Source organism: Mesorhizobium sp. DxT (assembly GCF_058448885.1).
The window spans coordinates 1-12,424 of the sequence record NZ_JBZFLJ010000024.1; the positions used below are offsets into that span (position 1 = coordinate 1).

At 60.9% G+C, this 12,424-nt stretch carries 13 protein-coding genes; 5 read left to right on the top strand and 8 right to left on the bottom strand.

Annotation, left to right across the window (positions count from 1 at the left end):
* Nucleotides 1-242: 242 nt before the first annotated feature.
* The 4 genes from ACVJNE_RS24110 to ACVJNE_RS24125 form a co-directional block, all read right to left on the bottom strand.
* Nucleotides 243-725 carry an SRPBCC family protein gene (locus ACVJNE_RS24110; protein WP_444726805.1) on the bottom strand — a complete coding sequence of 161 codons (483 nt, stop codon included), beginning with the start codon at nt 723-725 and terminating at the stop codon, nt 243-245.
* Nucleotides 726-805: 80 nt separating this feature from the next.
* Entirely contained in the window at nt 806-1,747 is a 942-nt protein-coding gene (gene gshB, locus ACVJNE_RS24115; RefSeq protein ID WP_499569259.1) for a glutathione synthase, read from the bottom strand.
* A gap of 92 nt (nt 1,748-1,839) precedes the next feature.
* On the bottom strand, nt 1,840-2,223 hold the full coding sequence (locus ACVJNE_RS24120; RefSeq protein ID WP_499569260.1) for a GtrA family protein: 384 nt from the start codon (nt 2,221-2,223) through the stop codon (nt 1,840-1,842).
* Nucleotides 2,220-3,212 carry a glycosyltransferase gene (locus ACVJNE_RS24125; protein ID WP_499569261.1) on the bottom strand — a complete coding sequence of 331 codons (993 nt, stop codon included), beginning with the start codon at nt 3,210-3,212 and terminating at the stop codon, nt 2,220-2,222. The genes ACVJNE_RS24120 and ACVJNE_RS24125 overlap by 4 nt, the downstream gene beginning before the upstream one ends.
* 91 nt (nt 3,213-3,303) lie before the next feature.
* Here ACVJNE_RS24125 and ACVJNE_RS24130 point away from each other — a divergent pair, with 91 nt between their 5' ends.
* Complete coding sequence (locus ACVJNE_RS24130) at nt 3,304-5,088, top strand: GtrA family protein (protein ID WP_499569262.1); 1,785 nt, start codon at nt 3,304-3,306, stop codon at nt 5,086-5,088.
* Between the two features lie 106 nt (nt 5,089-5,194).
* Nucleotides 5,195-6,547, top strand: coding sequence for a putative bifunctional diguanylate cyclase/phosphodiesterase (locus tag ACVJNE_RS24135; RefSeq protein WP_499569263.1), 1,353 nt, complete (start codon nt 5,195-5,197; stop codon nt 6,545-6,547).
* 16 nt (nt 6,548-6,563) lie between these two features.
* Here the strand turns inward: ACVJNE_RS24135 and ACVJNE_RS24140 are convergent, their stop codons facing one another.
* Nucleotides 6,564-6,923 carry a septal ring lytic transglycosylase RlpA family protein gene (locus tag ACVJNE_RS24140; protein ID WP_173188553.1) on the bottom strand — a complete coding sequence of 120 codons (360 nt, stop codon included), beginning with the start codon at nt 6,921-6,923 and terminating at the stop codon, nt 6,564-6,566.
* Between the two features lie 142 nt (nt 6,924-7,065).
* Complete coding sequence (locus ACVJNE_RS24145) at nt 7,066-7,944, bottom strand: amidohydrolase family protein (protein WP_499569264.1); 879 nt, start codon at nt 7,942-7,944, stop codon at nt 7,066-7,068.
* Nucleotides 7,945-8,153: 209 nt separating this feature from the next.
* Here ACVJNE_RS24145 and ACVJNE_RS24150 point away from each other — a divergent pair, with 209 nt between their 5' ends.
* The 3 genes from ACVJNE_RS24150 (at nt 8,154) to ACVJNE_RS24160 (ending at nt 11,179) form a co-directional block, all read left to right on the top strand.
* Complete coding sequence (locus tag ACVJNE_RS24150) at nt 8,154-8,486, top strand: DUF1330 domain-containing protein (RefSeq protein WP_499569265.1); 333 nt, start codon at nt 8,154-8,156, stop codon at nt 8,484-8,486.
* A 364-nt stretch (nt 8,487-8,850) separates the two neighbouring features.
* Nucleotides 8,851-10,734, top strand: coding sequence for a sensor histidine kinase (locus ACVJNE_RS24155; protein WP_499569266.1), 1,884 nt, complete (start codon nt 8,851-8,853; stop codon nt 10,732-10,734).
* A 34-nt stretch (nt 10,735-10,768) separates the two neighbouring features.
* Nucleotides 10,769-11,179, top strand: a complete 411-nt coding sequence (locus ACVJNE_RS24160; RefSeq protein WP_499569267.1) for a response regulator — start codon at nt 10,769-10,771, stop codon at nt 11,177-11,179.
* 101 nt (nt 11,180-11,280) lie between these two features.
* On the opposite strand, the gene ACVJNE_RS24165 is transcribed toward ACVJNE_RS24160, so the two are convergent.
* Together ACVJNE_RS24165 and ACVJNE_RS24170 are read right to left on the bottom strand one after the other, a co-directional pair.
* On the bottom strand, nt 11,281-11,577 hold the full coding sequence (locus tag ACVJNE_RS24165) for a hypothetical protein (protein ID WP_499569268.1): 297 nt from the start codon (nt 11,575-11,577) through the stop codon (nt 11,281-11,283).
* Between the two features lie 227 nt (nt 11,578-11,804).
* Complete coding sequence (locus ACVJNE_RS24170; protein WP_499569269.1) at nt 11,805-12,302, bottom strand: hypothetical protein; 498 nt, start codon at nt 12,300-12,302, stop codon at nt 11,805-11,807.
* Nucleotides 12,303-12,424: the final 122 nt, after the last annotated feature.

Below are 12,424 nucleotides of genomic sequence, written 5' to 3' on the forward strand. Positions count from 1 at the left end.
TTTCGGCCCGTATTTCCTGATGCGTTTCATACTGCCCTCCCTTGCTGATTACACATCCTACAGCAAGGCGTGGGTTTGTCAAATATACAATCGCCCCCCAACGGCAAGAACATTACCGGAACAAAATCGCGTTGAGCGTGTACGCAGGTTGCGCCCGGTTGCAAAGATAGAACGCATGTTCTGCTGGAACGAAAAAGGCCGGCGCGATGGCCGGCCTTTTTGGGTTGCTCTAAGCAACGACTTCAGAGCGTCTTGGCGAGTTCCTCGAGCTGGTCGGCGCACTGGCCCCAGCCTTCATGAAAACCCATCTTCTCGTGTGCTTCCTTGTCTTCCATGTTCCAGTGGCGGGCCCGCGCGGTATAGCGGGTCTTGCCGCCTTCATCTTCGAAGGTCAGCACACCGACGAAGAACGGCTTCTCCGGCGTCTTCCAGCCTTCGTTGAACGCGTCGGTAAAGACCAGCTTCTCGTTGGGCACCACTTCGAGGTAGACGCCGAGGTTCGGATACTCGTTGCCCTCAGGGTCGCGCATGGTGATGTTGCTGCGGCCACCGGGCCGCACGTCGACGTCCACTGCCGCGATGCTCCACGGCTTCGGCACGAACCACTGCTTCAGCAGCTCTTTCTCGGTCCAGCAGCGCCAGACCTTTTCGCGTGGGGCATCGATGATACGGCTGAGCACCAGCTCGCGGTCGTCGGATGGGGTGGCGTCGATCTTGGTGGTCATCGGTGGTTCCTCTCTATTGGATGCCCCTAGGACGTTCACTAGACGCGCGGTCCGACAGCCACCCGCCAGAAAATTCGTACTCAGGCTCGCTTTGCCTCGACGGCATCCCAGAACAGCGCCGCGATGTCGGCCCCGCCGAACTTCTTCACCTCGCGCACGCCCGTTGGCGATGTAACGTTGATTTCGGTCATGTAGTCGCCGATCACGTCGATGCCGACGAGGACGAAGCCGCGCTCGCGCAACGAGGGGCCGATGCGCGCGCAGATCTCGCGCTCCCGTTCGGTGAGCTCGGTTGCTTCCGCGCGGCCGCCGACATGCATGTTGGAGCGGGAATCGTGTTCCGCCGGCACGCGGTTGATTGCGCCCACGGGCTCGCCGTCTATCAGGATGATCCGCTTGTCGCCCTTGCGCACGTCCTTGAGATAGCGCTGCACGATGAAGGGCTCGCGGAACATCTGCTGGAACATTTCCAGCAGCGAAGCGAGATTGCGGTCGGCCTCGTGCAGGTGGAAGATGCCTGCGCCGCCATTGCCGTAGAGCGGCTTGACGATGATGTCGCCGTGCTCCTTGCGGAAGGCGTCGACCTCGCGTGCGTCCTTGGTGATCAGTGTTTCCGGCATCAGGTCCGGAAACTCGGTGACGAAGATCTTCTCGGGGCTGTTGCGAACCCATGCCGGATCGTTGACCACGAGGGTCTTGGGGTGAATGCGTTCCAGCATGTGCGTGGTGGTGATGTAGTTCATGTCGAAGGGTGGGTCCTGGCGCAGCAGGATCACGTCCATGTCCGAAAGATCGGTGCGCACCTGTTCGCCAAGCGTGAAGTGGTCGCCTGCCACATCGCGAACCTCCATCGCCTCGACCCGTGCGAAAACCTTGCCGCCGACCATCGACAGCCGGTCGGGCGTATAGTGATACAGCGCGTGGCCTCGCCTTTGCGCCTCAAGCGACAGGGCGAACGAGGTATCGCCGGCAATCGAGACGGTCGAGATATGGTCCATCTGGACGGCGACTTTGAGGGTCATGCGGCGCTCCACCTGTTGCACGTGTCGGCCAAACCTCTACCGGCTGACGCGGCACTTGCCAATCGGGGGGCCAATCGCTGTGCGCCGGTGGTCTATCCCGCGCCCGTCCCGAAGACGAAGCGTGAATAGCCGAGGAACGACAGGATCATCGCCGCGAGCGATGCGATCGCAAGTGCACCAACCGGGTGCAAGCCCGGGAACGCCAGAAGCAGCCCGGCATAGGCGAGATAATTGAACAGGCCGACCGCAACGGCGACGATGCCGTAGCGTGCGCCTTCCCTTGCAAGGGACCTCTCGCTTGGGCCGAAGGTAATGCGCCTGTTGATCGCCCAGGTCATGCAGACGGCCGCAGCAAACGAGACAAGCCGGGCAAGGAACGGATTCACGCCGGCTGGCCCGGTCAGCAGGTAGAGAACGGCCGCGTCGGTCGCAAAACCCGCGCCGCCCGCCAGCACGAACGCGGCAATGCGCTTCATGCTGCCCGGATGGACCGGTGTTTTTCGGCCTCGCCCGCGGCCTTGGCGATGGTCTGCGCGGGTGCGTGGCTAAGATAATGGATACGCTTCTGCTCGGCCCGGCCGCGGGCCACCGAATCAAGGATCAGCCCCGCCACCATCATGATCATCGACAGCATCAACAGCCCGATCGACAGGATCCAGGTCGGCACCTTGGCGACGTACCCGGTGGCGAAATATTCGTAGAGCACAGGAGTCGCAAAGCCGGCGCTTGCCACAAGCGACAGGATCGCAAGAGCGCCGAAGAAGCGTGCCGGCCTGGTCTCCTTCATCAGCATCGCGAACATCCAGAGAATCTTCGCACCGTCGCGGAAGGTCGACAGCTTCGATTCCGAGCCTTCCGGCCGTCGGCCATAGTCGAGCGGCATCTCGCAGACCGGGATGCGCAGCGCGGACGCATGGACCGACATCTCGGTCTCGATTTCGAAACCGCCGGAAACGGCGGGAAAGCTCTTCACGTAGCGGCGCGAGAACACGCGGTAGCCGGAGAAGATGTCGGTGAAATCGCGGCCGAAGAGGAACTGGTAGAGCGTATTGAAGATGCGGTTGCCGAAGGCATGTCCGGCGCGGCCGGCATCGTCGGTCACGCCACGCCGCGTGCCGACCACCATATCGACCCGTTCCGTCAGCAGCGTGTTGATGAGCTGCGGTGCATCCTGCGGGTCGTAGGTGCCGTCGCCATCGGCCATGACATACATGTCGGCCTCGATGTCGGCGAACATGCGCCGCACCACGTTGCCCTTGCCCTGGCGTGGCTCGCGGATGACGATCGCGCCGCCGGCGCGCGCCTGGAGCGCGGTCAGGTCGGTCGAGTTGTTATCGTAGACGTAGATGGTGGCTTGCGGCAGCGCCTCCCGGAAGCCGCGAACCACCGCGCCGATCGTCTGTTCCTCGTTATAGCAAGGCAGCAACACCGCAATCGCGGGGTCGGCCGGGTGCAGGCTCTTCATGCGGCGCTCCGGGGTCGGACAGTGGGCTTTACTATTTCTTGAAGCCGTTAAGGCTAGGTTTAGCGCCAGACGAAAACGGGCGGAGCGCGTCTTGGCGACGGTCACCACACCCACCACCTGGGCGCGGTTGCGCTCACATTTCGCTGTCGATGCAACGGTGGCCGTCGGGGCAGCTGCTCTGATGCTCGTCATGCATGCCTTGCGCGGCTTTCCCACCCTCGCCGACAGCAAGGGCGATAATGACAGTGTCATGCGGCTGGTTCAGGTCCGCGACCTGCTCGCCGGCCAGGGCTGGTTCGATCTCACCCAATACCGGATGGGCCTCGAAGGCGGCTTCGAGATGCACTGGTCGCGGCTGGTCGACCTGCCGATAGCTCTCCTTGTCGCGGGGTTCGGCGAGCCTGCGGCGCTGGTGATCTGGCCGACGCTTCTCTTTGCCGTGGCACTCTTTCTCACGGTTCGCGCCGCCCGTGCCCTTGGCGGTGAATGGGCCGTGTTGCCCGCGGTCGTAATCGGCGGGCTTGCGCTCTATTTCGTCGACCTCTTTCCACCTGCCGCGCTCGATCATCACAACATACAGCTCGTGCTGGCACTGGCGACCTTCCTTTGTCTGGTGAATGCGCGTGTCCAGCGTCACGCGGGGTTGGTCGCAGGCGCATGCGCGGCGCTGATGCTTGCGGTCGGCATGGAAACCGCACCTTATGTGGCGGCTGCCTGCGCCATCTCTGCCATCGGCTTTCTGGTTGGCGACGATGGCGATGCGCTGGTGGCACGCGGGTTCGGTGCGGCTTTCGCCATCGTGGGCGCGGTGGCGCTGGCGGCAACCGTGCCGATGCGCGACTGGCTTGCGGTAGAGTGTGATGCCTTTTCGTTTCCGCAGGCGTCTCTGGCGGTGCTGGGCGGGGCGGGCCTTGCCGCGATTGCGGCGACGCCGGCTCTTGCAGCCTCCCCTCTGCGGCGGCTTGCCGGCCTGCTGATGCTGGGCGGGCTGGCGGCGGCGCTTTTGCTTGCTGCTTTCCCCCAATGTCTTGCCGATCCCTATGCCGATCTCGATCCGCGCCTGCAACGCTATTGGTTGAGCGCGGTTTCGGAAGCGCAGTCTGTCGTGTCAGTGCTGCGTTCCGATCCGGCAATGTTTGCCGGCTTCTATGTCACGCCCCTGATCGCGCTTGGTGTCTGCGGCTGGGCCACCGTTCGCGAGCGCGGCGATCGTGCGTGGATCATTGCGGCAGCTTTTCTTGGCATCACGCTGCTCGTGAGCTTCTGGCAGGTGCGCGGCGCGATGTTCTCGGTTCCCCTTGCCGCTGTTCCGCTTGCCGCCTGGGTTGGGGGATTGCGTCGCGGTGTTGAGATGAGAGGTGGTGCGCTGCCCCAGCTCGCCATGGTGGCGAGCTGGCTAGCCTCGCTGAACATTGTCTGGCAACTCGCCGCGCTGCCATTGAAACCCACTCCGGAAGCAGGCAGTGGCGACGAGATAGCCAAACTTGAACGTTGTTACGCGCTCTCCGATTACACGACCCTGACCACCCTGCCGGCCGGGCTGGTGCTTGCAGTGTCCAACCAGGGCTCGACGATTCTGGGCGCGACCGACCACCGCGTGCTCAACGGTCCCTATCATCGCAACAACGCCGGCAATCTGGCCGCGCTGGACATGCTGATGGGCAATCCGAACACAGCCGCCGATACCGCACAGCGGCTTGGAGTAGCCTACGTCGCGCTCTGTCGCGGCAACCCGGAAACGACGTCCCTGCGTCGGTGGGCACCTGAAGGACTTTTGGCAACTCTCTTTGCCGGCAACACGCCGTCATGGTTGGTGCCGGTGGCCGGCACGGCAGACGCGCCCATAGAAATCTGGCAGGTGCGCGACCACCGCTGACCGCCATGCGAAAAAATTGTTCTCCGGGATACCTTTCCTAAAGGGTTTGCTGCCAAGGTTCTCTCCCGCAGGCCTGGAAATAAGAAAAACAGAATAAGGGGCGCCGATGCAGCATCCATTCGGCAGCGGCAAGATGGGGAACGAATCGGCGGATCTGGCCTTTACCGATCCGCTTACAGGCCTCGGAAATCTGAGGCGCTTCTTCGACAAGATCGACCGGCTGATCCTTGATCGTGCCGACGACCCCGCACCTTTTGCCATCGGCATTCTCGATCTCGACGGTTTCAAGCCGATCAACGATCTGTTCGGCCGCAGGGCTGGAGACAATATACTCCAGCAGGTTGCGATGCGGCTGAAGGCGTCGATGGACCAGCATTCGACCGTCGCGCGTGTCGGCGCGGACGAATTCGCTTTCCTGTACCCTCTCGTGTTCAGCGAGGAGGCCGCACAGGAACGCGCGCTGATGCTGATCGAGATTCTGTCAGCGCCTTACGATGTCGGCGACCGGACGGCGCGCCTCTCGGCATCCGCAGGCTGCTCGCTGTTCTACTCCGGCGAGGAGAGTACCGAGACCCTCATCTCCAAGGCCGAAACGGCGCTCTACCACGCCAAACGGTCCGGCCGTGGCAAGGTGATGGTCTACACGCGCGAGATGGAAGAGGCCGCACGGCGGGTGACGCATATCGAGCAGGCTCTGCGCCGCGCGGTGGCGGCCGAGGAGGTCGAGCCGCATTTCCAGCCGATCGTCGAACTGAAGACCGGGCACGTAATCGGTTTCGAGGCGCTGGCGCGCTGGACGGATCGGGATCTCGGTGTAATCCCGCCAAACGTCTTCATCCCCATCGCCGAGGAACGCGGAATCATCGGTGCCCTCTCGCAGCTTTTGCTGCGCAAGGCGACGGAAACCGCGCGCAACTGGCCGGACGAACTTTTCCTGTCGTTCAACCTGTCGCCTTCACAGCTTGTCGACCAGAACACCGCGCAGCAGGTTCTGGCAATCCTGGCGCGTACCGGTTTCGACCCGCGCCGTCTCGAGATCGAGATCACCGAGACCGGTCTGATGACCGATCCCGCATCGGCGGAGAAGATCGTCAACGACCTTCGCGCCGTGGGTATCCGCGTGTCGCTCGACGATTTTGGCACCGGCCAGTCGTCGCTTGGGCGTTTGCGCGAGTTCCATTTCGACAAGCTGAAGATCGATCGCAGCTTCGTTTCGTCGATCCTGGAGGACAAGCCGTCCGAGCACATCATTCGCGCCATTCTCGCCATGTGCGAGGGGCTCGGCATGAATGTGGTGGCCGAAGGGATCGAAGAGGAGGCCCAGGCCGACCGTCTCGTCGAATTCGGCTGCGCTGGAGGACAGGGCTACCTGTTCGGCAAGCCGAGCGACGCCGAGGCGACGATGGCGTATCTTAGAGAAGCGTATCGCGGCATGGTGCGAGACCGCCGGCGCGGCTAGCCGCCGGCTCGGAAGTTCAGCCCAGCTTTTCCATGCAGATCTTGGTGTGACCCGCCCGGATAAACCCGAGTTCAAGCGCAGCCGCCTTGGACAGGTCGATCACGCGCCCCTTGATGAACGGCCCGCGGTCGTTGATCCGCACCACAACCGACTTGCCGTTGCGCTGGTTGACGACCTTCATCTTGGAGCCGAACGGCAGGCTGCGATGCGCCGCCGTCAGCGCGGCCGGGTTCATGCGCTCGCCCGAGGCGGTCTTCGAGGTTAGCGCATACCATGAAGCGCTGCCGCATTGGGCGGAAGCCGTGGTGGCGGAAAATGCAAGGAGTGTCGCGGCGGAAAGGCTTGCTGCCGCGATCCGCAGGCTGGTTCTGTTCATCTGAAAGGTCCGGTTCCGTTGATATCGAAAGCGGCACTAGGAACGGAATCGGGCAATCGAGAGGCCGGCAACACTCTGCCGGTACAACAATGGCGACAGCCAGTAATATTAAGTCAGGTGGTGGCGCTGGACTGACCTATATTCAGCGGAGATTCAGCAGCTTCGCCGCGTTGTCCTTGAGGATCAACGGTCGCACTTCGTCCTTGATCTCGATGTTCTCGAAATCGGCAAGCCAGCGATCCGGCGTGATTGCAGGCCAGTCTGAGCCGAACAGCATCTTGTGCTTCAGCATCGTGTTGGCATAGCGCACGAGGATCGGTGGGAAATACTTCGGAGACCAGCCCGACATGTCGATATAGACGTTGGGCTTATGGGTCGCGACGGACAGCGCTTCTTCCTGCCACGGGAAGGAGGGGTGCGCGAGGATGATCGGCATGTCCGGGAAATCTACCGCGACGTCGTCGAGATGGAGCGGATTGGAATATTTGAGCCGCATGCCCATGCCGCCCCGCATCCCGGCACCCACCCCGGTCTGGCCGGTGTGGAACAGCGTGATGGCGCCCTCTTCGGCAATCGCTTCATACAGCACATAAGTAGAGCGGTCGTTTGGATAGAAGCCCTGCATGGTGGGGTGAAACTTGAAGCCGCGAACGCCGAATTCGCGCACCAGTCGCCGCGCCTCGCGGGCGCCTGCTCTGCCCTTGGCCGGATCGATGGAGGCGAACGGGATCATGATGTCGCTGTTTTCGGCCGCGATCTGCGCCACCTCTTCGTTGTTGTAGCGCCGGAAACCGGTCTCGCGCTCTGCATCGACCGGAAAGATCACGCAGCCGATCTTGCGCTCGCGATAATAGGCTGCCGTTTCCTGCACGGAGGGCAGCATACCTTTGGCGCCGGCGGGATTCCTGAAATATTTCGCCATGCCGGCCTGGAACTCGTCATAGCCGTCGTCGCGCGGTCCGCAGCAGGGCTCTTCCGCGTGGGTATGGATGTCTATCGCGACGAGCTCGTCGAGTTTCATGCAGGCTTTTCCTCCGCTTGCTGGCGACGCTTGCACAGTCTGCGAAGCATGTCCGGGTGTAAACACCCAAGTTCATCGAAACCCCGAAACGCGCATTTCGATTCTCTCCGGGAAAATCAAAATAATTACGTGATGCGTAATCGCCGGATCGCGTAACCGAAGGCATGTTGCACCTGCATCGGAACTCAAACCGCAACAGGAGCAGACCCATGGCAGCCTACGGAATCGGATACCTCTGGAACGTCAATCTCGGCCCCGGCATCGTCGAATATCTGGAACGCATCGATGCGACGCTCGCGCCTTTCGGCGGCCGCTTCATCGCCCATGGCGGCCGGATAGAACACTTCGAGGGCAGCCTGCCGGAAGGCAATGCCATCATCCTCGAGTTTCCCGACTACCAGCATGCGCGCGACTGGTATCACAGTGATGCCTATGCCGCGATCAAGGCCCTTCGCAGCGACAATGCCGAAGGCCACATCTTCATCGTCGATGGCGTCTCGCCCGATCACGAGGCGATCGAGGTGCTGGCAGCCAACGGGTGAGCGCGGCCGACCTTAATACTCCCGCGATCCAGTCCGTGGAGCCCGCCGCGGGCCATGGCGCGGGAGAACACCTGCAGTCGGTAGCGTAGCGTTGTCACAAAAATTGGCTCCCCTCGGAACCTTGTTGGGGTTCCGGCGTTTTTGCGTTCGCCGAGGGGTATTTCATGCAACATGTCCGCAAGTGCAGACTAGCTGCGCCGCGCGCGGAAAATCGAAGTTCGCGGGAACTTCCTCCTAGGGCTGTCGGCGCTCCATCGTTGCGGGGTCTTTGCGCATCGAAAAGAGCGGTATGGTGAAGACAGGGCTTGCTGCATGACCTTAAACGACCCGTCGGGTTTTCCGGAAAATAAGGCTATCAAGACATATGGACGCCGAATTGAGTTCGCCTGATCCGGTGTCGTTTCTGTCCGGCGGTGGCGAAATGGGCCGCCTGATCCGATCCCACTCGTGGAGCGAGACCCCGCTTGGGTGTCCGACGACGTGGCCGCAATCGCTGCGTTCCGCTCTTTCAATCTGCCTCCACTCGAGCTTTCCTACGGCGATATACTGGGGTCGGGAGCTGAGGCTGCTCTATAACAATGCGTGGGCGCCAATACCGGCAGATCGGCACCCATCGGCCCTTGGCAGGCCGGCCGCCGACGTGTGGGCGGACATCTGGGATGTGGTGGGGCCGCAATTCGAGCAGGTCATGCAAACCGGAGAGGGCTTTTCGGTTTTCGACCAGATGCTGCCGATGGTCCGAAACGGCGTGAGGCACGAAACATACTGGAATTACAGCTTCACCGCGATCCGGGGTGAGGACGGTTCGGTTGTCGGGGTTTTCAACCAGGGCAATGAAACGACCCACGCGGTGCTGGCGCGCCGGCAGGCGGAGGCGGAGCTCGAGCGGCTGGGAAACATGTTTGCCCAGGCACCCAGCGCCGTAGCCATGCTCGGCGGGCCGGATCACGTCTTCGAGGTGGTGAATGCTGCCTATGAAGAGCTGGTCGGCCGGAAGAACCTGATTGGGCGAGCTGTTGCCGAGGTTCTTCCCGAGCTGGTCAATCAGGGGTTCATCGAACTTCTCGATCGCGTTTTCGAAACGGGAGAGCCATTTGTCGGGCGCGCGGTTCCGGTGGAACTATCGCGTACCCCTGATGGTCCCATGGAAGAGCGTCTTATCGATTTCGTCTATCAGCCGCTTACCAGCGCTGCCGGCGTGCGCAGCGGTGTTTTCGTACAGGCCACGGATGTGACGCATGCAGCCAGGGCCGAAGATGCGCTGCGCGCCAGCGAGGCCAAATATGAGGCCATGGTGAACGCGATCGACCAAATGCTCTGGTCGACGCGCCCCGACGGCTTCCACGACTATTACAACGACCGCTGGTACGAATATACCGGCGTGCCTTATGGGTCGACAGACGGCGAGGCATGGAACGGCATGTTCCATCCAGACGATCAGGAGCGCGCCTGGCAAGTCTGGCGCCACAGCCTTGCAACCGGTGAGCCGTACCATATCGAGTACCGATTGAGACACCGTTCAGGTCAATATCGCTGGGTGATCGGCCGTGCCCAGTGCATTCGCGACGCCAACGGTGAAATCATGCGGTGGTTCGGAACCTGTACCGACATCCATGATCTGAAGGAGGCGGAAGAAGCGCGACAACTCCTGCTCAGGGAGATGAATCATCGGGTCAAGAACCTGTTTGCGATCGCCTCCGGCATGATCACGATGACGGCGCGCACCGCGCCATCGGTTAATGAGATGAGCGAAAGGTTGAGGGGGCGCCTGAGCGCGCTTGCCAAGGCACACGAACTGATCCGCTCGGCCATCGCAACCGACGCCGACAGTTCACAGAAATCATCGCTTCGTTCGCTCGTCGAGGAGGTCACCAGGCCACATGTGGAGCTCGCCGACGGCCGCCAGCTTTCGATCAGCGGACCCGAGGTCTGGCTTGGCAAGGATGCCTCCACGAGCCTCGCGCTGATTTTTCACGAACTGGCGACCAATGCGGCAAAATACGGTGCCTTGCACTCTCACGACGGCGCGGTCGCCATCGAGTGGGCGGTGGCGGACGACCAACTGGAGCTTCATTGGAAAGAGACTGTCGCAGACCGGGAAATTCATCCCCCTACACTTGCAGGATTCGGCAGCAAGCTGGCAAACTCAAGCGCGACAGGCCAATTAAGGGGAGAGATAAGCTACGACTGGCGTGCCTCCGGCGTTCACATTCATTTCAGGCTGCCGATGGAACAACTACAGCGTTAATGGCATTTCAGTCGAGTTGAACTATTCTGAGACCATGAAAGAGATTGATAACATTACCCGGCATGCGTTGGATGGACGGCGTGTGTTGATCGTCGAAGACGAGCCCTTCATTGCATTTGATCTGGCGGATGCGATCGAAAGCGCCGGCGGAACCGTCGTCGGCCCTGCCTCCACCGTGAGGCAGGCATTGGCGCTGGTCGACACCGAAGAGGTGGAAGCCGCAATCCTCGACGTGAACTTACCAGACGGCGATATCGGCCCGGTCATCGCGGCGCTGACAGGCGAAGGCGTGCAACTGCTGGTGCATACGGGCGCCGGCCTGGGCCCCGAACTGGAACGGCAGTATCCGAGCCTCAGGGTCTTTTCGAAGCCCACCCCGCCTCCGGTACTGGCGAGCGTGCTCGCAGCAAGCCTCGCAGAGAGACGAGACCAGCCGCACTCGTGAAGGCGGATCCTGCGCTCGCGCTAAATTGCAGTACATTGATAAGAGCGCGCCGGTGATCGGGTCATTTTAGGCACTCAAATCAACTGGCCTGACTGGTCAGATTATGTGAATCCCATATCTTTGAGTCGAGATAATGCTATTTCCAATGCGCTTGTTGCATCTTCACAATGGAATTCCTCATCATCAAAAAAATCGTTGGAAACATAGATTGAGTGATCTGCTCCGCCAGTTGGAAAATCGCCAAATGTAGGGGTAAATCGAAAAATCTCAAGACGATAAATTTTCGCCTTGTATAGTTGCGCATCGCAGGCCCGAATTGCCTCGATACGAAAATGTACAGGGTCATCATTAGTATTGAGCTCAATGCATATGGTTTTTTCCAAGATCCAATAATTCATCACTATGGCCAACATTTTTAGCACTGACAACATAATGAGCGGGAGGCGCTACTCCCGTAGCGCTGCTTTTGGCAGCCGTACAAGCGTCCGTCATCATCGCAGGCACGGACACGACAGATTGCCGGTGACCTGCCGCTTTAATCAATGACTGCCAGCGGGCGTTTTTCAGCGAAGCATACGATACATACATGCGCAGGAAGCATCCGCTGGCGCTGCCCTGCCCACGCTTACACGCGCCATCTAGGCTGATCCCCATCACGCCACGACAAGACCATCCCGCGAGTCAGCAACCAAAGGAGGCGGGGAAAACCGAGGACGCCCCTTACCCCTTTGCGCGAAAGAACATGATAGCGCACCGCACAGCCGATGTGCCCGGCTTGGGCACCTGCGCAGTAGACCGAGAGGGCTTCCGGCCTACTTTGCTCAGCAAGATATTTTCCATAGATAAAGCAGGCTATCCCATTCGCATGCGGTAGCCTGCTCCGAAAAACATGATCGATTCTGGGGTCCTTTTCGAAGTAAAGGATGCGGAGGCGTTCGACCCACGCATCCTCGCCTATCGTCTCCTCCGCGCTTTGCAGAAGCGATACCGCCTTATCGAGGTCTTTGGGGACGAGCCGTCCATGCCAGTACGCAAGGCCCAGATGGACCTGCGCGCTGGCGTCGCCCAATTCCGACAATCGGCGTTTTTGCTCAAGCCATTCATTGGTGGCTTCGGATTTCACCGCTGCACTCCAAACTTACTGAAACATTGTAAGCGCGAAGTCTGGGCCGCCTGACGTTTCGGTTGGGCGTCTTGTATGAAGGCAGGGATTGGCGGAGGTGTCAGTTTCTGTGTCTACGGTTG

Excerpts from the sequence above, each read along its gene's own strand:
- ACVJNE_RS24165 (WP_499569268.1), bottom strand. The coding sequence starts at position 11,577 with ATGAATTATTGGATCTTGGAAAAAACCATATGCATTGAGCTCAATACT.
- ACVJNE_RS24140 (WP_173188553.1), bottom strand. The coding sequence starts at position 6,923 with ATGAACAGAACCAGCCTGCGGATCGCGGCAGCAAGCCTTTCCGCCGCG.
- ACVJNE_RS24120 (WP_499569260.1), bottom strand. The coding sequence starts at position 2,223 with ATGAAGCGCATTGCCGCGTTCGTGCTGGCGGGCGGCGCGGGTTTTGCG.
- ACVJNE_RS24150 (WP_499569265.1), top strand. The coding sequence starts at position 8,154 with ATGGCAGCCTACGGAATCGGATACCTCTGGAACGTCAATCTCGGCCCC.
- gshB (WP_499569259.1), bottom strand. The coding sequence starts at position 1,747 with ATGACCCTCAAAGTCGCCGTCCAGATGGACCATATCTCGACCGTCTCG.
- ACVJNE_RS24145 (WP_499569264.1), bottom strand. The coding sequence starts at position 7,944 with ATGAAACTCGACGAGCTCGTCGCGATAGACATCCATACCCACGCGGAA.
- ACVJNE_RS24155 (WP_499569266.1), top strand. The coding sequence starts at position 8,851 with ATGGACGCCGAATTGAGTTCGCCTGATCCGGTGTCGTTTCTGTCCGGC.
- ACVJNE_RS24125 (WP_499569261.1), bottom strand. The coding sequence starts at position 3,212 with ATGAAGAGCCTGCACCCGGCCGACCCCGCGATTGCGGTGTTGCTGCCT.
- ACVJNE_RS24135 (WP_499569263.1), top strand. The coding sequence starts at position 5,195 with ATGCAGCATCCATTCGGCAGCGGCAAGATGGGGAACGAATCGGCGGAT.
- ACVJNE_RS24160 (WP_499569267.1), top strand. The coding sequence starts at position 10,769 with ATGAAAGAGATTGATAACATTACCCGGCATGCGTTGGATGGACGGCGT.
- ACVJNE_RS24110 (WP_444726805.1), bottom strand. The coding sequence starts at position 725 with ATGACCACCAAGATCGACGCCACCCCATCCGACGACCGCGAGCTGGTG.